Annotated in this window: 19 protein-coding genes; 15 read left to right on the top strand and 4 right to left on the bottom strand. The window is 68.1% G+C overall.

The window, feature by feature from the left end; genetic code table 11:
* Positions 1-653 precede the first annotated feature (653 nt).
* Complete coding sequence (locus ACFWV8_RS24035) at positions 654-1,820, top strand: NAD(P)/FAD-dependent oxidoreductase (protein WP_384206477.1); 1,167 nt, start codon at positions 654-656, stop codon at positions 1,818-1,820.
* 806 nt (positions 1,821-2,626) lie between these two features.
* Positions 2,627-3,613, top strand: coding sequence for a LacI family DNA-binding transcriptional regulator (locus ACFWV8_RS24030; protein WP_384206472.1), 987 nt, complete (start codon positions 2,627-2,629; stop codon positions 3,611-3,613).
* A 595-nt stretch (positions 3,614-4,208) separates the two neighbouring features.
* Here ACFWV8_RS24030 and ACFWV8_RS24025 read toward each other — a convergent pair.
* The 4 genes from ACFWV8_RS24025 to ACFWV8_RS24010 all read right to left on the bottom strand — a co-directional run bounded on the left by ACFWV8_RS24025 (position 4,209) and on the right by ACFWV8_RS24010 (position 7,414).
* The gene (locus ACFWV8_RS24025; RefSeq protein ID WP_384206466.1) at positions 4,209-5,534 is read right to left on the bottom strand and encodes an MmgE/PrpD family protein; all 1,326 of its coding nucleotides are present in this window, start codon (positions 5,532-5,534) and stop codon (positions 4,209-4,211) included.
* Complete coding sequence (locus ACFWV8_RS24020; protein WP_384206460.1) at positions 5,531-6,886, bottom strand: amidohydrolase family protein; 1,356 nt, start codon at positions 6,884-6,886, stop codon at positions 5,531-5,533. The genes ACFWV8_RS24025 and ACFWV8_RS24020 overlap by 4 nt, the downstream gene beginning before the upstream one ends.
* 22 nt (positions 6,887-6,908) lie before the next feature.
* A complete protein-coding gene (locus tag ACFWV8_RS24015) occupies positions 6,909-7,055 on the bottom strand; it encodes a hypothetical protein (RefSeq protein ID WP_384206455.1) in 147 nt (48 codons plus the stop codon).
* Positions 7,056-7,132: 77 nt separating this feature from the next.
* Complete coding sequence (locus tag ACFWV8_RS24010; protein ID WP_384206450.1) at positions 7,133-7,414, bottom strand: hypothetical protein; 282 nt, start codon at positions 7,412-7,414, stop codon at positions 7,133-7,135.
* 1,065 nt (positions 7,415-8,479) lie between these two features.
* On the opposite strand from ACFWV8_RS24010, the gene ACFWV8_RS24005 reads away from it, so the two are divergent.
* The 13 genes from ACFWV8_RS24005 to ACFWV8_RS23945 all read left to right on the top strand — a co-directional run bounded on the left by ACFWV8_RS24005 (position 8,480) and on the right by ACFWV8_RS23945 (position 19,686).
* The gene (locus ACFWV8_RS24005) at positions 8,480-9,142 is read left to right on the top strand and encodes a GntR family transcriptional regulator (protein WP_384206444.1); all 663 of its coding nucleotides are present in this window, start codon (positions 8,480-8,482) and stop codon (positions 9,140-9,142) included.
* Positions 9,143-9,288: 146 nt separating this feature from the next.
* A complete protein-coding gene (locus tag ACFWV8_RS24000) occupies positions 9,289-9,726 on the top strand; it encodes a VOC family protein (protein WP_384206439.1) in 438 nt (145 codons plus the stop codon).
* A gap of 11 nt (positions 9,727-9,737) precedes the next feature.
* Complete coding sequence (locus ACFWV8_RS23995; protein ID WP_384206433.1) at positions 9,738-11,135, top strand: gamma-glutamyltransferase; 1,398 nt, start codon at positions 9,738-9,740, stop codon at positions 11,133-11,135.
* Complete coding sequence (locus ACFWV8_RS23990; protein ID WP_384206429.1) at positions 11,132-11,962, top strand: aspartate dehydrogenase domain-containing protein; 831 nt, start codon at positions 11,132-11,134, stop codon at positions 11,960-11,962. The genes ACFWV8_RS23995 and ACFWV8_RS23990 overlap by 4 nt, the downstream gene beginning before the upstream one ends.
* A gap of 84 nt (positions 11,963-12,046) precedes the next feature.
* Positions 12,047-13,282, top strand: a complete 1,236-nt coding sequence (locus ACFWV8_RS23985; protein WP_384206422.1) for an aromatic ring-hydroxylating dioxygenase subunit alpha — start codon at positions 12,047-12,049, stop codon at positions 13,280-13,282.
* Positions 13,279-13,788, top strand: coding sequence for a nuclear transport factor 2 family protein (locus ACFWV8_RS23980; RefSeq protein ID WP_384206416.1), 510 nt, complete (start codon positions 13,279-13,281; stop codon positions 13,786-13,788). The genes ACFWV8_RS23985 and ACFWV8_RS23980 overlap by 4 nt, the downstream gene beginning before the upstream one ends.
* A gap of 34 nt (positions 13,789-13,822) precedes the next feature.
* On the top strand, positions 13,823-14,152 hold the full coding sequence (locus ACFWV8_RS23975) for a hypothetical protein (RefSeq protein ID WP_384206411.1): 330 nt from the start codon (positions 13,823-13,825) through the stop codon (positions 14,150-14,152).
* A gap of 5 nt (positions 14,153-14,157) precedes the next feature.
* Complete coding sequence (locus ACFWV8_RS23970) at positions 14,158-14,811, top strand: SAM-dependent methyltransferase (RefSeq protein WP_384206404.1); 654 nt, start codon at positions 14,158-14,160, stop codon at positions 14,809-14,811.
* Between the two features lie 183 nt (positions 14,812-14,994).
* Positions 14,995-15,807 carry an ABC transporter ATP-binding protein gene (locus tag ACFWV8_RS23965; protein WP_384206398.1) on the top strand — a complete coding sequence of 271 codons (813 nt, stop codon included), beginning with the start codon at positions 14,995-14,997 and terminating at the stop codon, positions 15,805-15,807.
* Positions 15,804-16,709 (top strand): ABC transporter permease, encoded by a 906-nt coding sequence (locus ACFWV8_RS23960; RefSeq protein WP_384206395.1) that lies wholly within the window; start codon positions 15,804-15,806, stop codon positions 16,707-16,709. The genes ACFWV8_RS23965 and ACFWV8_RS23960 overlap by 4 nt, the downstream gene beginning before the upstream one ends.
* Before the next feature lie 38 nt (positions 16,710-16,747).
* A complete protein-coding gene (locus tag ACFWV8_RS23955; protein WP_384206389.1) occupies positions 16,748-17,902 on the top strand; it encodes a hypothetical protein in 1,155 nt (384 codons plus the stop codon).
* Between the two features lie 165 nt (positions 17,903-18,067).
* On the top strand, positions 18,068-18,373 hold the full coding sequence (locus ACFWV8_RS23950; protein ID WP_384206385.1) for an MSMEG_0570 family nitrogen starvation response protein: 306 nt from the start codon (positions 18,068-18,070) through the stop codon (positions 18,371-18,373).
* On the top strand, positions 18,370-19,686 hold the full coding sequence (locus ACFWV8_RS23945; RefSeq protein WP_384206379.1) for an MSMEG_0569 family flavin-dependent oxidoreductase: 1,317 nt from the start codon (positions 18,370-18,372) through the stop codon (positions 19,684-19,686). The genes ACFWV8_RS23950 and ACFWV8_RS23945 overlap by 4 nt, the downstream gene beginning before the upstream one ends.
* Positions 19,687-19,789: the final 103 nt, after the last annotated feature.

Genomic DNA, 19,789 nt, shown 5'->3' with positions numbered 1-19,789 from the left:
GATCCGCAGTACCCGGTCCGGGCTTCTACGGGCCCGCTGGACCAGCACCCCGACTGCGGCGGTTACGAGCCCTGTCGATCACGTCCCCGCAGTAGGACACCAGCGAGAGCGTGGACCCGGCCAGTGCGCCGAAGCGCCTGATCATGACGGCGGCCCGACTGAAGTCATCCTCCTCTACAGCGACCCACGGGGCCATGACCGGTCTCAGCGGAGCAGCCAGAAGCACCTCATGGTATCCTGTAACTAGTTACATCCGAGATGGGCAGGCTCGCGGGACAGCTCCGCATGCAATCCGCCGAGCCCACCTGCTGCCGTCGGCCGCGAGTTCTGAGCTGTGGGGGCGGACCGCGGGCCGCAACGGCCACACCAGCTCAGGGACATCAAGCTCATCCCTGGCGAAGCGGCTGCCAACTCGCCACATCGACCCGCAGGCAGGACAAGACCCACGGCCGCAGATGTAACTAGTTGCACTATGTGAGAGGAGGGTCATGCCGGCCCCGGACGCTCTGCCCATGAACAGTCAGCCGCGCTGGCGCCTGGCGACCCCGAACGCTTCCCGGACATCCAACTCGACCTCGTCGACGAGGGCAGGGCGCACTCACCAGCCGAGGGCCTTTCTCGCGTCGGCACCACCTGACAAGGGAGAAACTGTAATGAAAGCAGTCGTGATAGGCGCGGGCGTGCTCGGTGCCTCAACGGCCTACCAGCTCGCTCGGCGCGGCGTCGATGTCACCGTCGTCGACAAGGGCGTCCCGGGCGACGCCGCCAGCGCAGCGAGCTTCGCCTGGCTGAACTCCCACAGCAAGGAACCGAGGAACTACCACGACCTCAACGTCATCTCGATGACGGAATGGGATGCGGTCGCACGGGACCTCGGCAAGTCTGACTGGCTGCACAAGCAGGGCAACGTCGATGTCGTCGACAACGCCGCCGACGCCCAGAAGCTCATGAACCGGATTGAGCGGCTCAACTTCTACGGGTACGCCGCAATCCCGGTGACCCCTCGCGAGCTCGGCCGGATTGACCCACTCATCCGGAGGAAGGATGCGTACGAGCTGGCCGCGTTCTACCCGGGCGAAGGCCACATCACAGTGCCGCTGCTCATTCACGACCTTCTACGCGCCGCAAGGGATCTCGGTGCGAGCGTCCGTGATGGATCGAACGTGGTTGGCCTCATCGACCACGGCGATCGAGTCTGCGGCGTGGTCCTCGAAAACGGGGATCGGCTCGACGCCGACGTTGTCGTGCTGGCGGCCGGTGCCGGCATCGGCGATGTGATGAAGACGCAGGGCATCGACGTGGCGACCGCGGGCACTCCTGGCCTCACAGTGACGACCTCGCCCGGGACGTCCAACCTGACGACGATGCTTCACCTCCCCGGCCTCAGTGTCCGTCCCGACACCAGCGGCCGTCTCGTCATACGGTCGAGCAAGAGCGACACGCAGATCGATCATTCGACCTGGACCCTCCCTGACGAGGCGATCCAGGAGCTGATCGCACAGACTGCGGACGGAGTCGCCGACGTTGACGCCGCCGTGCGCGGTGAGCGGGTTCAGATCGCGACCCGCCCGTACCCCCTTGATGGCCTGCCCGTCGCCGGATTCTGGGACGGTGTGCCGGGCCTGTACGTCATGACCATGCACAGCGGCGTAACGATGGGCGCCCTCATGGGTCGTCTCGCGGCTCACGAGGTTACGACAGGCCAGAAGTCCTCGCTGCTCGACGATTTCCGTCCAGCGCGGGTGATCGCCAAGGCCGCTGACGGCGTAACTCGCTTCGACCCCTACGCCATCGAGGGCGAGAAGGCTTCCCAGAGGTAGAGGAAGGGTCGGTCATGAGCAACGTGATCTCGAAAAGCTCCAGGCCGCTCCCCCACCACTGGACCCGCATCGCAGCCGCCGACAGCCGCCGCGACTCGCGCCGGCAGCCTCCACAGACTGCCTTCTGAGTCCTCTCCACGACCGCAGTCCCAGCAACTGTCCGGTTTCTCGGATCCGCAGCCGTAGCCGCGGGCGCTCACCGTCAGCGCCCGCGGCAGCTTGCGTCCTGCCCCATGAAGGAGTCAAAAGTATCTGTCTACGGTGTTGGGCACGCCCTGGCGGAGGCCTCTTGCCCAGCGGTGGTCAAGTGCGGCCAGGCCGTGGCCTCCGTATTCACGTCGCGGCCAGGCGTTGACTTTCCACGTGCTCTCGTGTTCCATCTGAAACTAATTACATGACGAGTTGGCCTGCCGTACCTTCAGAAGCTGATCGCAGATCGAAGCGGGCGACAGGTGTTCACGCTCAGAAATCCTCCCTCACATAAGCGAGTAAAATATCCACGTATGTCCAGGCAGGTCGATGTTATGGGCTCCCGGGTCTGCGGCGCGCCGTTGCGGTTGGCGGTCGGCCCCTCGGGAACGGCACCGCCGAGGCAAGAGTGGTGTGCTTGCCAGTGATTGGCGTGGCACCGCCCATGTCGCCGATGCCATTCTGGTGCTGCCGTTGCGGTGCGCGTCGCACCGGACGTGATCGCCAATCCGAGTTGACCGATCCGAAGTAGTGGTGGCGTGTGCGCACCGTCATCATGGGCGGTGTTCGCGATGGCATGTGGCCGCCGCCTGATTGATGCAGTGAGAGGGTGCGGGATGGGAAAGCGAACGACCATTGGCGATGTCGCGGCGGCCGCCGGGGTGTCAGTGGCGACGGTTTCGCGGGTGCTCAACGGCGGCGCCGTCAAAGGGGCCACCGCAACCAGGGTGTGGGACGCGGCCAACCGACTGGATTACACGCCGAACGCCCTGACCAAGAGCATTTTCGCCGGGAAGTCCAGCACGATCGGGGTGCTGATCGACGATCTCAGCAGTCCGTTCTACCTGGACTTGATGCGTGGGATCGACGAGGTCGCTGACGCCAACGGCAGCCTTGTGATGTTCTCCAACACTTTCCGCCATGTCGACCGCGAGGTCGCCCAGGTCCAGACGATGGATGAGCAGCGAGTGCGGGGGCTGATCGTCACCACCAGTGAGTCCACTGATGACCGAACACGCAGGATGGCCGCACGGGGGACTCCCTGTGTAGTCGTCGCACGATCGGTACAGAGTCCGCCGGCCAATCTGCACTCGGTTGCCTTGGACAATCGTGCGGCCGGTCGGCTCGTCGCGGAGCATCTGGTCTCCTGCGGGCGGCGAACCGTGGGTGTGATCACCTCCGGGAAACGGCCCTCGCAAAGCGGGCGCACCGAAGGGCTGCAGCGGGGGCTCGCCGAGGCAGGTCTTCCGCTGCCTGACGAGGCTGTGGTGGCTGTGGCCGGCAATGAGGATGTTGACGCGGCGATCGGGGTGTTGCTGGAACGCTGCGCTCCCGACGCGATCGTGTGCTTCGCAGGTCGGCGCACCGTAGCTGTCCACTCCGCACTGATGGCCCGGGGACTGATGATCCCGGATGACATCGGATTCCTCACGATGGACGATTTCTCCTGGGCGCCAGCACTCGGCATCACTGTCATCGCGCAACCGTCGTACCAGATGGGGCTGAAGGCGGCCGGACTCATCGTTGAAAGCCCTGCGGAGTCTGCACAGTTGACGTTCCAGCCGGAGCTCATTGCCCGCACATCCTGTGGCGAGCGCGGATGACCCAGACCGAGATCCGCACGCCCGAACAGCGGAGGGTGTATCGGCCTGGACCTGGGATCAGTGTGTGGTAGCCGTGTGCGTGGGTCATGCCCGAACAGGAAACTGACTTCCTGTGGCAAGTTGCCCCTACTCCCCCTGGGCGCGGGTGCGTCACGTCCAGGAACCCGCACAACGCCTGCCAGCCCGGCCCGTGGCCGGCTCTCTACCGACTTCGGTCCCTGCTCGGCCGGCAACGGCTCGTTCAGGGACCGTAGTTCGTCTGACACGGCCCGCTGCCGCGACTGCCTTGTGGGCCAGACGGGACTTCGCGGACACGCCCTGGAGCCATCTGGTCGGGGGCCCGGGGCCAACGCCCAAGTGTTTTGGGGGCGGCGGGCGCCCCCCCCCCGCCCAAGAAAGTGTGGTGGGGGGCGCGGATGGGTGGGGGTGGGGCGGGCGGCCCCCCGGGCCAGCCGCCCCCCCCCCCCGCGCCCCTGGGGGGGGGGCCCCCCCCCAACCCCCCGGGCCCCCCCCCCCGGGGCTCCCTCCCCAACGGCACGCATATCTGTCGTTCCGGGACCGGCTTGGATGGCAGTGAGCCGTCCGGACGTGCTGTTCATCGACGCATGGCTGCGGTTATCTCCGAAAGCTTCTGCGAACCGTCGGCGTCGATCACCGATTCCCGCAGTGCCCATGCAGGGTCTGCACCGAGCAACGGTGAGACGAGCCGGTCGAACTTGTCCCGTACCTCACGTTCGGTGAGGCCGAACGGGTGGGGGTAAGCAAAGTCCGCCTCGGGCACATTGGCTCGCAGTGACTGCTCGTCATCGAGGGTTATGGTGACAGACCTTTGCTGGGTGTGGGACACCATCACGCGCTGTGTCAGCGACGTGGTGGATGCGAGAGTGTCTGGGTGCACCCATGCCGGACCGGGCTCGACGCCGCTGGCGAGCAGGGCGCTCAGCGTGGGGATGCTGAACGCGACGTCGGCGGGCCCGGTGATCCGTTTCTCGGCGAACTTCTGCAGGTCTTGTGGGCCAGCTACCTGTATGTGCCTGATGGCGCGGCCCTCGGGGATGTGTCGCAGTAGGGATGCGAGCACGGCCAGATATTGCTGGGTGTGCCAGCATGCCGGGAATCGCTTGAAGCCGGTCCGCAGGATCGCGGGTTCCACGGTTTCCGCCAGCGTGTCGTCCCAGCGCCAACGGTCGCTGCCTGCCATCAGCCAGAACCCGGCCGGCCCGTCGAGGACGTCGGGCAGGCCCACTGCGCCGGAGTCGGCCAGGTCGACCGCGAGGACGGCTGCGGCTGCGTTCCATCCCGCGTTGTTCTTCACGCTGGGCACCGGCCTCTCGTACCACTTGGCGACGTACGGGACGCAGGACTGTGCTCCGGCAACTCCCATGACGCGGCCGAGCCGTTGGGCTGATGCGTCGGTGACTGCGGCCGCCGCGAACGAGGCGGCGATGGCGTCAAATACCCCGTCCCCGCGCACCTTTCCTGCTCGGGCCCGCGACGGCGATGCCGCGCGGGCGAGCAGCCAGTGCGTCTCGTAGCCGACGACGATGGCCGTGATGAGGTCGTCGAGTGTGGCACCCGCCCGCTCACCGACCGCGAGGGCCGCGGCGATGATGGGGGCGCCGGGGTGGCCCAACAGGGTGTCGTCGTAGTCGAGTGCGTTGGCGGACTCGCCGTTGAGATAGGCCGTGGTAAACGCGGAGCGCCGGCGGCCGTCTGCGGTAGTCGTCTCGGGTTGTCCACTGAGCGGTGCTGTGGCGGTGAAGCTGGGCTGCACGTAGTCCAGTTGGGCGCCGACGAGGCTGCAGGTGAGGTGGTCGAGCAGGCAGTGGCGTGCGCGTCGTCGCACCTCCTCGGGCAGCGCTGCGCCCGCAATCGCCTGGCACCGCTCCAGCAGTTGGTGTGTTGCCCCGTCGGTGATCACGCCGATACCGTCGGCACCGCGAAGTCGACACGGGTGAGCGCGACTTCTCCGTCGATGACGACGAGCTGCACGTCGGCCGGACTGGCGGCCGCCGATACGACGACGTCGGCGAGCTGGCCGGCCTTCAGCTGACCGCGGTCGGCGCCCACCCGGGGCAACGCCTTGCCGACGTTGCCCGTGGCCATGGCTACGGCTTGCTCCAGCGGCACGAGGCCCACGCGGGCGACCGCGTCGACCATCTCGAACATGCCGTCCCAGTGTCCGGCGGCGTAGTCCGTCGCCATGATGTCGACCAGGCCCTCCTGCATCAGTGCGATCAGGTGCTCGGGGGTAGCGTGCAGTTCCTTTCGTCCCCACGCGTCAAAGGTGTCGATCTCGACGAAGCCGCCTTGTTCCCTGATCCAGCGCGCGTTCTCAACCGCTTCTTCGGCGCTGAACGTTCCGTGGTTCGTGTGGCCGCCGATGAAGAGTTCCTTGGCGATGCTCGCGGCCTCTCGGGCCGCCTCGTCCGACGGGGCCGAGTTGTGCACCAGCGTCGGGACGCCGAGTTCGACCGCGAGGTTGGCCGATGCCACCAGCCCGTCGAGCGCGACCTGGAAGCTCGGAAGCACCGACTCCTCGATCAGTTTGATCAGCTTGTCGACGGTGATCAGACCGGTCAGGCCTTGCTGCTGGAGGAGCTCGGCGATCTTCTCCCGGTCGGGATTGCCCAGGCGGATGTGCCGGCCCAGCACGGCGTACTTGAGGGCCTTTGCCTGTGCCGGCAGGATCTTCACGCCCGTGGTCTGTTCGACTGCGGCAGGAATGTACATGTAGTCCTGGCCGCCGCCACCGAGTGTCATGCCGGCCCCGACCTCACCGATGACGACCGCGCCCGCATCGACCATCTCTCGTGCAGTCATGGAGCGGTGCACGTCGTTCAGTCCGGCGCCGTCCGCGGCGTCGGCGGCGGCGAACATCGGGGCGAAGTGCACTGTGCCGGCCTCGATGCGTACGGGCTGGCGTCCCTGTGCCAGTGCCGTCTCCTCGGGCACCTTGAAGCCGTCGAGGTCGACGACCGTTGTGTGGCCCTGGCTGAGGTGCCGCCGCAGGTTACCCAGGACCTCTTCCAGCGAGACGCCGGGCGTGCCGCTGGCAAATCGGGGGCCCGGGGCAACGGCATGGGTGTGCGGGTCGATGGCTCCTGGCATGACAAGGCGACCTTCGAGGTCGATGACCGTGTCGTCGATGCCGCCGGTGTAGTTGCCCGGACCGACGGCGGCGATGCGGCTGCCTTCGATGACGACCGAACCGGTGAAGGGAGCCGTTCGTCCGTCCCCGTTGACGATGAGGCCATGGTTGAGGATGAGCATGGAATTCCTTTCGCGAGGTGGGTCAGAAGCGCTTGAGGCGCGGATCAAGCCGGTCGTGGATCTGCTCACCCACGAGATCGACGAGGACGAGGATGAGCAGCAGCGCGGCGCCGGGGAAGGTAGAGATCCAACATTGAGTTGCCACCAGGGGCTGCTGGCGCTTGGTCATGCTGCCCAGCCTCAACGGCGGGGGTTGCGCAGCCGATTCGTCCCACCGAGCCGAATCTCACGCTGAGGTCCTGCACATCAAGGAGGATTTCGGTGACGTGCCTGTCCGTGTCTGGCGTGGACGCGGGCCGCGGCAAGCTTCTCCAGGTCGCCTGCTCCCCCGGGAGCTCCGAAGACCTCCGCGCGCGTTGCGTCAGCGGTGCCCTCGTCGACGCCGGCGAACCGTGCGACGCGCGGGCTCAACAGTTCTGGCGTCGACGCCAGCAGGCCCTTTTCGATAACACGACCACCTCCGTGCATGACAGGGATGCGGTCGGCCAGGCTGCCCACCAGATTGCGGTCGCGGCTGATGGAGATCATGGCTCCGCCGCTGTCGCAGAGCCGTGCTGTGTCGAGATCTCGACGGTCAGGTCAGGTACTGCCAGCAGGAGCTCGGCACGCATGGTCGAATTTTGGTCACCCGTGGGCTCAGCCGCGGGCGTCGGCTGTCGTCGCATGCTGTTCATCATGTCGACGCTGGGACCCACGGCGTCAAGACTTGACTGTAACTAGTTTCATCGAGCTTCGAAACGTTATCCGGGCGTTACCTTCGTAAGCTTGCGCCGAGACCTCGAAATGAGGCCCGAACGCCGAGGTTCGGAAGTTCGGACCCCATGGCCTGCCGCGTTGGCGCGACCACGCTCCACGGTGAGCCCCAGAGCAGCATCGAAGACTCCCGAATTGGCACGACCTTGCTGAACCGCTGACGATATGGTGAAACTAGTTACACGCTGGTGGTCGGTCCGATCGCAACCGGAGACAGGCGGAATCCTGCTGCGCGGCAAGTTGGTCGTCGGGCGCACACCCGGCCCGGCCCCGGCGGACCGCTCCGGGAACACCCGATAACTCGTTTCCCCTCTCCAGCGGGAAGGGCATAACCACCGCCATCAGCCATGTCCGTGGGACGTCAGGCTTCGCCGCGGGAGGCCCCAGCCTTCTTCACGGATGCCTCCGGCGCGGGCATCAGATCAACGACCTGCCCCGAGGGTGTTTCCGGCTCCGGGGCCTCGGGAAGTGCGTGCCCGTCCCGTTTGGCCTTGATGGCTTCCGCGAGGGCGTCCGTGCAGTGGTCCTCGGATCTGCACGTGCGCATTGACGCGCAGGGCGGCGGGTTCGGCGCGTTCATCGGTGGCGGGGCGGTCGTCGCGCTCGCCGGCGTCCGCCTCGGCCGGCCTGCCGGATCCAGCCGCGCAGGCCTCCGGAGGCGCGGTACATCCGCACCGCACGCTCGCGCAACTCCAACGGGTACTTCCTGGGGGCGGCCATGGTCGATGTTCCTCTCATGATTCCCATCTGACTCCCCGTCAGCTCACCCCGTCGGCGGCCCGGACACGGTAACCTCGCTTGTATCTTGTATTCAAAGCCCCGTGTGCCGAGGAGTCAGCTATGTCATCCGTGGGATCTCGTCATCGTTCCCTCCGTGACGAGACGACCGATGAGATGCGCCGGCTCATCCTCGACGGCCACCTGCGCCCTGGCGAGCGTCTGAGCGAGGCCACGATCTCCGAGCGCCTCGGGGTCTCTCGGCACCCCGTGCGCGAGGCGTTCCGCCGGCTGGAGACAGAGGGCCTGCTCGAAGCGCTTCCGCGCCGTGGAGTACGTGTCGTCCAACTCGACAGGGACGAGTTGCGCATCGTCCGGGAGATCCGTCTGGCGCTTGAGTTGATCGCGGTCCAGCACACGGTGGAACGTGCCGACGAGGCGACGCTGGCCGCCCTGCGCGCGGCGCTCGAGGAGGGGCACTCCGCGGCGGCAGCCGCCGATCACGACAAACTCAACGCGCTGAACGACCAGTTCCACGAGCTGCTCGCGTCCGGTGGCGGCTCACGATTCCTGGCCGACACGCTGCGCTCGGTGCGCAACCAGGCGCATCACCTGGTGGGAGGCAAGAGTGCGGCGGTCAACCAGTCATGGGACGAGCATGCGGCGATCATCCAAGCGGCACTCGCCCGGGACGCCGAACTCGCGGTGCTGTTGATGCGTCGCCACCTCCAGCAGCGCCACACGAACCAGGGCGGACCCCAGCCCGTCGAAGCGGTTCAAGGCTGACCGACGCCAGGTCGCCCGCGGATGCCCGGAGGAAGATTTCTCCGGGCATCCGTGCGTTGCGAGCCCGAGGCCGACGCAGCCGCCTGGACACACGGGTTTTACACAAGCCGCCACCATTCGTGATGGCTTTTGGATACAAAATATCCATGGCGATTGCTTATTCCTCCATCCCCGCCCGCGAGGGCGCCGCCGTGTCCGCGAAACGGCTGGACCACATCGTGCTGCGCGTGAAAGATCCCGAAGCCTCCGTGGCCTGGTACGTCGAGAAGTTCGGCTTCCTGGTGCACCGGCTTGACGAGTTCCGCGCCGGAACGGTGCCTTTCCCCTCGGTCGAGGTGTGTCCGGGCACGATCATCGACCTCGACGCGCGCGCCGAGGCCACCGGCACGAACGTCTCCCACTTCGCCATCGAGGTGGAGGCGACCGATTTCGTCGCTCTGCGGGACTCCGGTGTCTTCGAGACCATCGAGGGCCCGTTCCGCCGCTGGGGAGCGCGCGGACCCGGCGATCTCGTGTACGTCGACGATCCCGACGGCAACACGATCGAACTGCGCCATTACGCTCCCAGCCGGCTGGACACATGAGCCTGCGGACGATGGCGCGACGCGCGGTGGCTTCCGGGACGCTCGGCGCGGTGGCCGCGGGCTCACCGATGGCCGGCGGCATCGGGCTCGCTGCCCTGCTGGACGGCGGCAACGCCTTTGACGCCGCCCTCGCGGCCGCCCTCGCCGAGACCGTCGTGATGCCGTCCAAGTGCGGCCTCGCCGGCGACCTCGTGGCGTTGTACGTAACCGCGGACCGTGAGGAGCCGGTCTCCGTCATCGCGCTGGGCGGCGCGCCGGCCGGCCTGTACGCCGCCGCGGCGGCCCGCGGCTGGCAGGTCCCCGTGACCGGCCCGCTGTCGGTCGGTGTTCCCGGCGCGCCGGCGGGATACGCCCACCTGGGGGCGCTCGGCAGGATGACTCGGGAGCGCCTCGCCTCGCCCGCGATCGCGCTGGCGCGCCGGGGCGTCCCCTGGTCGCGGCTGAACGTGCTGCTGACCCGGGAGTCGCTCCCGACGCTGACGCGCTACCAGCCCGGCGGCGGCCGGTACTTCCCGGCCGCGGGACCCCTCGCCGAGGGCGAGGCCGTACGGATGCCCGGTCTCGCGGGGGTGCTGGATCGGTTCGTCCGCGACGGGCCGGACCTCTTCGCCGGCGGGCTCGGCCGACGCCTGGTCGACTACGTACAGGAGCACGGGGGCGTCCTGGACCTCGACGACCTCGGCGCCGCCGAGGTGATCGAGGAGCGCGCGCACAGCGTGGAGTCGGAGCGTGGCCGCATCTGGGCGACCAACGGCCCGAGCTACGGGATCGCCCTCACCCGGACGTTCGACCGCGAGCACCGCATCGATCGCGGTGCTCCCACCTCGCCGGACGCGGTGACGCAGGCTCTCGCCGTCCTGGCCCGGGGCCGGCTCCACCCAGCGCTGGTGGCCGAGGGGACCTCGACCGTGTCGGCCGCCGACGCGGACGGCAACGCCGTGGTGATCGTCCACTCCAACTCGTTCCCGCGGTACGGCAGCGGTTTGGTCCTTCCTGGCGACGACCTCGTCCTGGCCAATCGCGCTGGACGGGGTTTCACCTTCGAGCCGGGCCATCCCAACGCACCCCGCCCGGGGCGGCGGCCCCTCACGACGCTCCACGCCTGGGCCTTGAAGGACGCGGCGCGGTCGTGGGTCCTCGGGGCCACGCCCGGTGGCGCTCAGCAGGTCCCCTGGAATGTCCAGGTCATCGATCGGCTGACCCACCCCGACCTGCTCGACGGCCCGGCGCGGCTGGGCGACGCCGTGACGGCGCCGAAGTGGGAGATCTCCGAGCGCGGTGTCCTGCGCGAAGGAGCCGGGCTCCCGCCGCTCGGCGCCCGGTCGGCCCACACCCTGGTCCGGCTCGGTGCGGACCTCGTTTCGGCAGCCGCCGATCCACGGTGGGACGCGACGGCGGTCGCGTCATGACGTGGCGGATCGCCGTCGCCGGCAAGGGCACGATCGGCGCACGTGTCGCAGCCGAGCTCAGCGCCGGCCGGGTCGCGGGCTGCGAACTCGTGGCTGTGCTCGACTCGTCGAGCGGCGCCACCGTGATCGGCCGGGCTCTGCGGGCGGCCGACCTCCTGGTCGAGGCCAGCACCGCCGAGGCGGCACGCGCGCTGCTCCCCCGCGCGCTCGACGCCGGACGGCGGGTCGTGCTCTGCTCCTGCGGTGTCCTCGCCGATCGTCGCGTCGAGTTCGATCTGCGGCGGCGCGGCACTGTGCTCGGCTCAGGTGTCATGGTGCCGGCCGGGGCGATCGGCGGTCTCGACATCCTCGGTGCGGCGTACCGCGCGGCGGGCCGTGCGGTGGACAGGGTTTTCGTGCGTCACACCACCACCAAGGGTCCGGCGGCACTCGGCATGAACGTCACCCCGACCCGGCCCGATGTGATCTTCCGTGGCTCCGCGCGCGAGGCGGCCCTCGCCCATCCCCGTACCTCCAACTCCTCCGTCGCCCTGGCGCTCGCGACGGCCGGCCTCGACGCGGTGGAAGTCGTTGTCGTCGCCGATCCGGACGCGACCCGCACCCGGCACCGGATCGAGCTGTCCTCACCCGTCGGCCGCTACGACTTCGCCATCGAGAACGCGGTGTCCCCCGGCTCGGGCGGACGGACATCGGAGATCACCGCATGGTCGGTCATCGACGCCCTGGAGAAGCTTGCCAGCTGCCAGACCCCGGCAGGCTCACGGGATCTCCCACCGGCGGGGCCCGGGAAGCGGTCACCGGGCCGCGAATTGGCTCCGCCCTCGTGACGCGGGTTCGCAGCGAGGAAATCCCTGCCCACTATTTTGGATACAAGATACGTCGGCCCCAGTTCGGCAGCGACGAGGAGACATATGAGCACGACACCTCCGATCAGTGAACGCGCCCTGGCTGCGGCCCGGGCTGTGCTGGCCGACGTCGGCGGCACCACCGATCCGGTCGCCACCGCACGGCTCCTGCCCCCTGCCGTCTACACGAGCTGGGACTTCTGGGAGTTCGAGAAGGAAGCCATCTTCCACCGGGAGTGGCTGTGTGCCGGTCACGTCAACGAGGTTCCCGAGCCCGGCGACCAACTGCCGCTGACGATTCTCGACGAGCCGATCGTCATGCTGCGCGACCTCGGCGGCCACATCCGGGTGATGTCGGCGGTGTGCCGGCACCGCGGCCAGCCACTGTTCGGCGGACTCGCCGGCGAAGGCCGCAGCGCCGCGGACCCTTGCGTTTCCGGCCGGGTCATCAAGTGCCCGTACCACAACTGGGCCTTCGACCTCGACGGCCGGCTGGCGGCGGCTCCGTCCATGACCGAGACGGTGCCCGTCAAGCGCCTGCGCGAGACGATCCGCCTCCCCCAGATCCGCCACGAGATCTTCCACGGCCTGGTGTTCATCAACTTCGACGACGACGCCGCCCCCCTGGCCCCGGCCGTCGCACGGATGGACGAGGAGCTGTCGACGTTCGGTCTTGAAGAGCTGGTCCCGATGCCGGCCTCCGTCTTCGAGGACCAGAAATGGAACTGGAAGATCCACCACGACAACGCTCTGGAGCCGTACCACACGAGCTATGTGCACCGCGGCGTGCACGAGGCCGCTCCCGCCAAGAACGCGCGCTTCTACGACTTCGAGCGCGGCGACGGACAGGTCATGCACCCCACGTATCTGCTCGACGAGAACGCCGGCCTCGCCAGCACCGACGGCAGGCGGACCACATCCATCATCCCCGGCCTGACCGATGAACAGCGCAAGCGGGTCATGTTCGCCTCGATCCCGCCCATGCTCTTCTCGATCCTCCAGCCGACCTTCGTGCAACTGGCGATGATCCGTCCGAACGGGCCGGGCTCGATGGACCTGCGCCGGGTCAATCTCTATCCCAAGCAGGCCGTCGAGGAGCCGGGCTTCGCCGAGGCCTACGAGAAGTTCCTGGACCGCAAGTCGCTCGCGATCCATCAGGACGCCGTGACGACCGCGGCCCTCCAGCAGGGACTCCGCTCAAGGTATGCCCCACGCGGCCCCCTGTCCTGGATGGAATCCAACATCCCCCAGCTCAACGCCTGGCTCGTCGAGCGTTATCAGAAGGCACTGGACACGCTGTGACCGACATCGCCACCCCGCCCGATCTGTCCGCCGTCCTCGCCCGGCTCGACCTGCTCGAATCCCGCGCCGAGATCAACGCCCTCATGGTCGGTTACATGGCGGCCACCGACGCCGACCAGGACAAAGGAGCCAAGGTCGCCGCGCTGTTCACCGAGGACGGGCGCTGGCAGAGCGTCGGACCGCACGGGAACCCGGGATGGGCCGCCGCCGGGCGGCCGGCGCTCGTCACCAAGTTCGACCGCAATGCCGAACGCATGCCGTTCTCGGCACACTTCGTCACCAACCCCGCGGTGGAGGTGTCCGGCGACACGGCCCGCGGACGGTTCATGTACTTCCAGGCCTGCACCTACCGCGGGAACCAGCCGCTCTGGATCGCCGGTTCCTACGACAACGACTTCGCCCGGGTGGACGGACGATGGCTCATCGCCCACATGCGCGTCCGCAACTTCTTCACCACGCCGTTCGACCAGGGCTGGGTCGCCGTGCCCCACCTGGAGACGCCTTGACCCTTCTCCCGAACTCCCTGAAAGGGACCGGACCATGACGACGATGACCTACCGCCACCAGATCCTGCGCAACCTCGCGTTCGGCACCCTGCCCGCCTTCACCCGGCTGCAGGAGGAGAAGAACACGCTGCTGGTCGCGGCCGGGCTGACGCCGTACGCGATCTGGGCACCGGCCTTCGGCGGACTGCACCACCTGGTCCTGGAGGCCTCATTCGCCTCGATGGCCGACTTCGAGAAGGAACACGCCGCGACAAAGCAGATCGCCGCGATGGCCTCGCTCAACACGCGGCAGCTCGCGTTCGTGATCCCCGGGACGGCCCACGACGGGCTGCAGCGCCTCGGGCTCGGCACAGAACGGACCTGAACCCCATGCCGCCCACCAACTACGACTGGTACGCGTGGCACGCACCGTACGATCAGCTCCGCACGCCCGAAACCGACCGTCTCGAACAGGTGCAGGAAGCGATCTCCGCCGCTCTGGACACCGCGCCACCGGGGCGTCTCACGGCGGTGAGCGCCTGCGCCGGGCAGGCGCGGGACCTCCTGCCCGTCCTCATCAGCCATCCCCGCGGTCCCGACATCGATGCGCTGTTGATCGAACTCGAGCCGCTGAACGCCTCGTTCCTGCACGGAGCGCTCGGCAGCACCGCTCTCACCTCGGTCGACGTCGTCGTGGCGGACGCCGGCGCGGCGGCGTCGTACGCCGGTCACGTCCCGGCCGAACTGCTCCTGATGTGCGGGGTCTTCGCGAACATCGACCGCAACGCCGCCCGGCACACGATCAGCCGCCTCAACGAACTCGTCGCGCCCGCCGGGTCGGTGATCTGGACGACGTACGGCGGCTCCCTCGGCGACGCCGACGATGTCCTGACCGCCTTCGCCGCCGCCGAATTCACCCTCGTGTCGCTGGTCCGGGCGGCCGACCGCTCTTGGCTGGTGGCCGTGCACCGCTTCGACGGCGCCGGCCGACCGTGGTCCGACGACGGCGTCCTGTTCGCGTTCCGACCGCCGACGGAATCCTGAAACCCCGCCGGACCGGGCGCCGCGCGCCGCTCCTACAGCAGTTACCGAAGATTCAGCAGTTACCGCAGATTTACGCCGCAGAAACCCTCCCCCGGGGTTGGGATACAAAATTCATCAGACAAAGCGGGGACCTAGGTTGCGTACCAGCAGAGGCGGAGACGACATATGACGAACATCCTGCCGATGGACACGACAGAAGACGGGCGGGGACCGGTGGGACAGCACCGGGCCGGCGGGACTCCGGCCTCGCCCGACAAGTCCCCCGGGCCGATCGTGAAGTTCTCAGGACTCACGAAGCGGTTCGCCGACGGCACCGTGGCCCTGAGCGACCTCGACCTCTCCATCAGACCCGGAGAGTTCGTCTCGCTCGTCGGACCGTCAGGCTGCGGCAAGTCGACCCTCCTGCGGATCGCCGCCGGCCTCAGCCCGATCAGCGAGGGCCGCGTCGAGACCCGGTTCGACTCGCTCGGCTACATCTTCCAGGACGCCACGCTCATGCCATGGCGGACGGTCGCCCGCAACGTCGAGCTGCTCGCCCAGTTGGAGGGTCTGCCAAAGGCCCGTCGGCGCCTTCTCGCGCAGGAGGCCATCGACCTGGTCGGCCTCGGCGGGTTCGAGGGCAACTTCCCCAAGACGCTGTCCGGTGGCATGAGGATGCGCGTCTCGCTGGCCCGCTCGCTCACGCTGAACCCCAACCCGTTCCTGTTCGACGAGCCGTTCGGCGCGCTCGACGCGATCACCCGCGAGCGGCTCAACGACGAGGTGCTGAAGCTGTACACGCAACGGCGGTTCACGGCCGTCTTCGTGACCCACTCCATCGCCGAGGCCGTATACCTCTCGTCGCGGGTCGTCGTGATGGCGCCCCGCCCCGGACGCGTGATCGGCGAGTTCGACGTCCCTTTCGACTATCCCAGGTCTCCACACCTGCGCTACAGCGAGGAGTTCGGCGCCATCGCCCACGAGGTCTCCGAGTGCCTGCGAGGAGCGAGCGCATGACCGCCACCTCCCGAGTCCCGGCGACACCCCCCGCCGAGTCCGCCGCCGGCATCCTGAAGAAACCCCAGGTCATTCTTCCCTCCACCAAGCGACGCCGGACCCGCGCCGGCAACGTCCTCGTCGTCACCGGGCCACCCGCCCTGGTGGGCGCGGCCGCCATCGGAATCTGGTACCTGCTGGCGTACTTCGGCCTCAGCCGGTCACAGCGCTTCATCCTTCCCCCACCGCACGAGGTCGTGAAGGTCGGCTTCCTCGACTGGATCAACCTCAGGGAAATCCTCCAGGGGCTCCTGTCGAGCGGCACCGTCGCGCTCGTCGCCTTCGCGCTCTCCACCGTCATCGGCCTGGTCTTCGCCATCGCGATGAGCGAGGCCCGCTGGATCGAGCGGTCGTTCTACCCGTTCGCCGTCGCGCTCCAGACCATCCCGTTCCTGGCGCTCGTGCCGCTGATCGGCTTCTGGTTCGGATTCAACGAGCAGAGCCGGATCATCGTGGCGACGCTGGTCTCGCTCTTCCCCATCACCACCAACGCGCTGTTCGGACTGCAGTCCGGTGACGCCGCCCTGCACGACCTGGTGCGACTGCACAACCGGTCGCGTCTGGTCCGGCTCGTCCGCCTGCGGCTCCCCGCCGCCCGGCCGGCGATCTTCACCGGGCTGCGGATCTCGGCGGGACTGTCGGTGATCGCCTCCATCGTCACCGACTTCTTCATCCGGCAGGGGCAGCCCGGTATCGGCGGCCTCCTGCAGAACTATTCGGCCAACCTGCAGTCCGAACGGCTTTACGCGGCGCTGATCGTCACCTGCACCTTCGGTCTCGCGGTGTTCTGGGCGGTCGGACTCGTCCGCAGGCTCACCATCGGCCGGTGGGAGACGTCGACCGCGACCCGCTCGGACGACTGACCAACCACACCGCTCCCCCTCGCCACACTGGAGAGAACATGCACACCACTGCCCGCACCGCCCACAGACTCCGGCGATCCACGCCTCTCGCGGTCGCCTCGGCGGGAATCATGCTGCTCGCCGCCTGCGAAAGCGACACGAGCGCTCCCGCGAGCACCGCGGCCACCGGCAGCGGACCGCTGACCGGCATCTGCCCGAGCACCGTGAAGATCCAGTCGAGCTGGTACCCGCAGCCGTCCAAGGGCCCGCTCTATCAGCTCGTCGGACCGAACGGGACGGTCGACACCAGTCAGGGCACCTACAGCGGCGAGGTCGGCGGCGTGACCGTCTCGGTACTGGCCGGCGGCCCCTTCCTCGGCAACCAGTCCGTCATGGCGCGTATGTACCAGGACTCCTCGATCCTGCTCGGCGAGGTCAGTACGGACGATGCCATCGAGGTCTCGGCCGAACAGCCCGTGATCGCGGTCGTCGCCACCCTGCAGAAGAGCCCCAAGGCAATCATCTACGACCCCGCGACGTACCCCGACGTGAAGTCCATCGCGGACGTGGCCAAAACCGGCGCCACCGTGCTCAAGGCCGGCGAGGACGCCTCCAGCAACCTCCTGGTCGCGAACGGCAGCCTCAAGTCCGGCCAGCTCGACTACAGCTACGACGGCTCGCCGGGACGCTTCATCACCGCGGGCGGCAAGGACATGCTCATCGACTACGCCGATGCCACGACGTACCGGTTCGAGCACCTCAAGCAGTGGGGCAAGACACTCAGCAGTCTCCCGCTCGCCGACGGCGGTTACACGACCTACGAGAACTCCCTGTCCGTCACACCGGCGAACAGGACGAAGTACGGCTCCTGTCTGAAGGCGCTCGTACCCATGATCCAGAAGGCCGTTGTCAGCTACACGACGAATCCGGATCCGATGAACGCGACCATGGAGAAGTACGCGACCGACGCCAAGAGCCCGACGACACTGACACCCGCTCAGAACGCCTACTCGGTCACCTTCATGAAGGACAACGGCATCCTGGCCGCCGGCACCGACGGTGTGGTGGGCAGCTTCGACGCCGACCGCGTCACCCAACTCATCAGCGACATGGCACCGGTTGCCAAGAAGCAGAACATCACGGTCCAGAGTGGTCTCACCGCCGATGCCCTCGTCACCAACGAATACCAGGACACCTCGATCTCGATGAAGTGATCCACCGGTTCCGCGGCAGACCTCCAGGCCGGGCACCACTCCCGTGAGGACTCCGTAACTCCGCTTTATTCCGGATGACCTCGTTCGGTAATTCCCGCTGGCTGAAATGGTCTTCACAAGCAGCGGCGAGGTGTCAAGACCTCGGCGCCCCGCATGGAGGACTTCATGCCTGAGCTGTATTTCCATGTGCGCTGGCCCGGCGGAGAGACCCAGCGCTGCTACTCACCTTCCACAGTAATCGAGGACTACCTTGCCATTGGCGGCGTGTACGAACTCGACGACTTCGTGGAGCGGAGCCGTACGGCGCTGCGTATCGCAAGCGACCGGGTGCGCGAGCAGTACGGGTTCGCGTGCACGAGGGCGTCCGGACAACTGGCGCTCATCGAGGAGACCGCGGGCGCGTACGCCTCCGTCGGCGGAGCCAAGGTGACGGTCGAAGCCCTGTACAACGCCGACGGGAGCACACGGTGAGTGCCCCGCGGCCGGTCGCCGGGGCCCACTACCCGGTGGCGGTCGTCGGCGGCGGTCAGGCCGGCCTCTCGGTCAGCTACTGCCTGCGCGAGCGCGGCATCGAGCACATCGTCGTCGAGCGCGACAGGGCAGGCCACGAGTGGCGCGAGCGCCGCTGGGACTCGTTCTCCCTGGTGACCCCCAACTGGCAGTGCAGACTGCCCGGTTACCCCTACCAGGGGGACGACCCCGACGGCTTCATGGTCCGCGACGAGATCATCCGGTACCTGGAGGAGTACGTCTCCTTCTCCCGGCCCCCGCTGGTGGAAGGCCTCGCCGTCACCGGACTGCGCCGGGGCGCCGATGGTGTCTTCGAACTCGCCACCAGCGAAGGGGAGTTCACAGCCGACCAGGTGGTCGTGGCCACCGGGCCGTACCACACCCCGTCCGTCCCCCGGATGGCCGAGCGGCTGCCCGCCGGTGCCGAGCAGATCCACTCCTCCCGGTACCGGAACCCGGAACAGCTCCCCGACGGGGCGGTCCTGGTGGTCGGCACGGGACAGTCCGGCTGTCAGATCGCCGAGGACCTGCATCTGGCCGGCCGGCAGGTCCATCTGGCCGTCGGCAGCGCGCCCCGGGTGGCCCGCTTCTACCGTGGCCGGGACTGCGTCGCCTGGCTGGACGACATGGGCTACTACGCCCGTGGCATCGACGAGTTCGACGACGCCGGCGCCGTCCGGATGAGGGTCAACCACTACGTGACCGGGCGGGACGGAGGCCGTGACATCGACCTGCGTGCCTTCGCCCGCGACGGGATGCGTCTGTACGGGCGGCTGACCGGCATCGACGGTGCACGGCTGGACTTCGCCGACGACCTGAAGGTCAACCTGGACCGGGCGGACGCGGTGGCCGAGGGCATCAAGGACAGCATCGACGCCCACATCACCGCGCGGAGGGTCAACGCCCCCGCCGAGCCCCGGTACATACCGGTGTGGGAGCCCTCCGAGCAGCCGGCCACACTCGACCTCAAGGCCTCCGGCATCACCTCCGTCATCTGGTCGACCGGCTTCACCCGCGACCACCGGTGGGTCGAGATACCCGTCTTCGACGGCCGCGGCTACCCCATGCACTGGCGCGGCGTCACCAGCACGCCCGGCCTGTACTTCCTGGGCCTGCCCTGGCAGTACTCGTGGGGCTCCGGTCGCTTCGAGGCGGTGGGCAGGGACGCCGAGTTCCTCGCGAACCACATCGACGCCTCACGCCGAACGGCCGACGTCTGCGGCACCCTCACGGGCGCCCCCGGCGAACTCGCCTCCGCGCTCCCGATCGGCTGAGCAGGCTTTAGGGCGTGTCCGGCGGATCTTCGCGGGCCCGGAACGCCTGGCACGGCACCTCGCCGCGTTGTCGGAGTAGTCCACGTACGCCCAGTACGAGGAC

Origin of the sequence: Streptomyces sp. NPDC058665 (assembly GCF_042714995.1) — a bacterium.
Lineage (GTDB): Bacteria > Actinomycetota > Actinomycetes > Streptomycetales > Streptomycetaceae > Streptomyces.
This window is presented reverse-complemented; position numbering and strand designations above follow the sequence as displayed.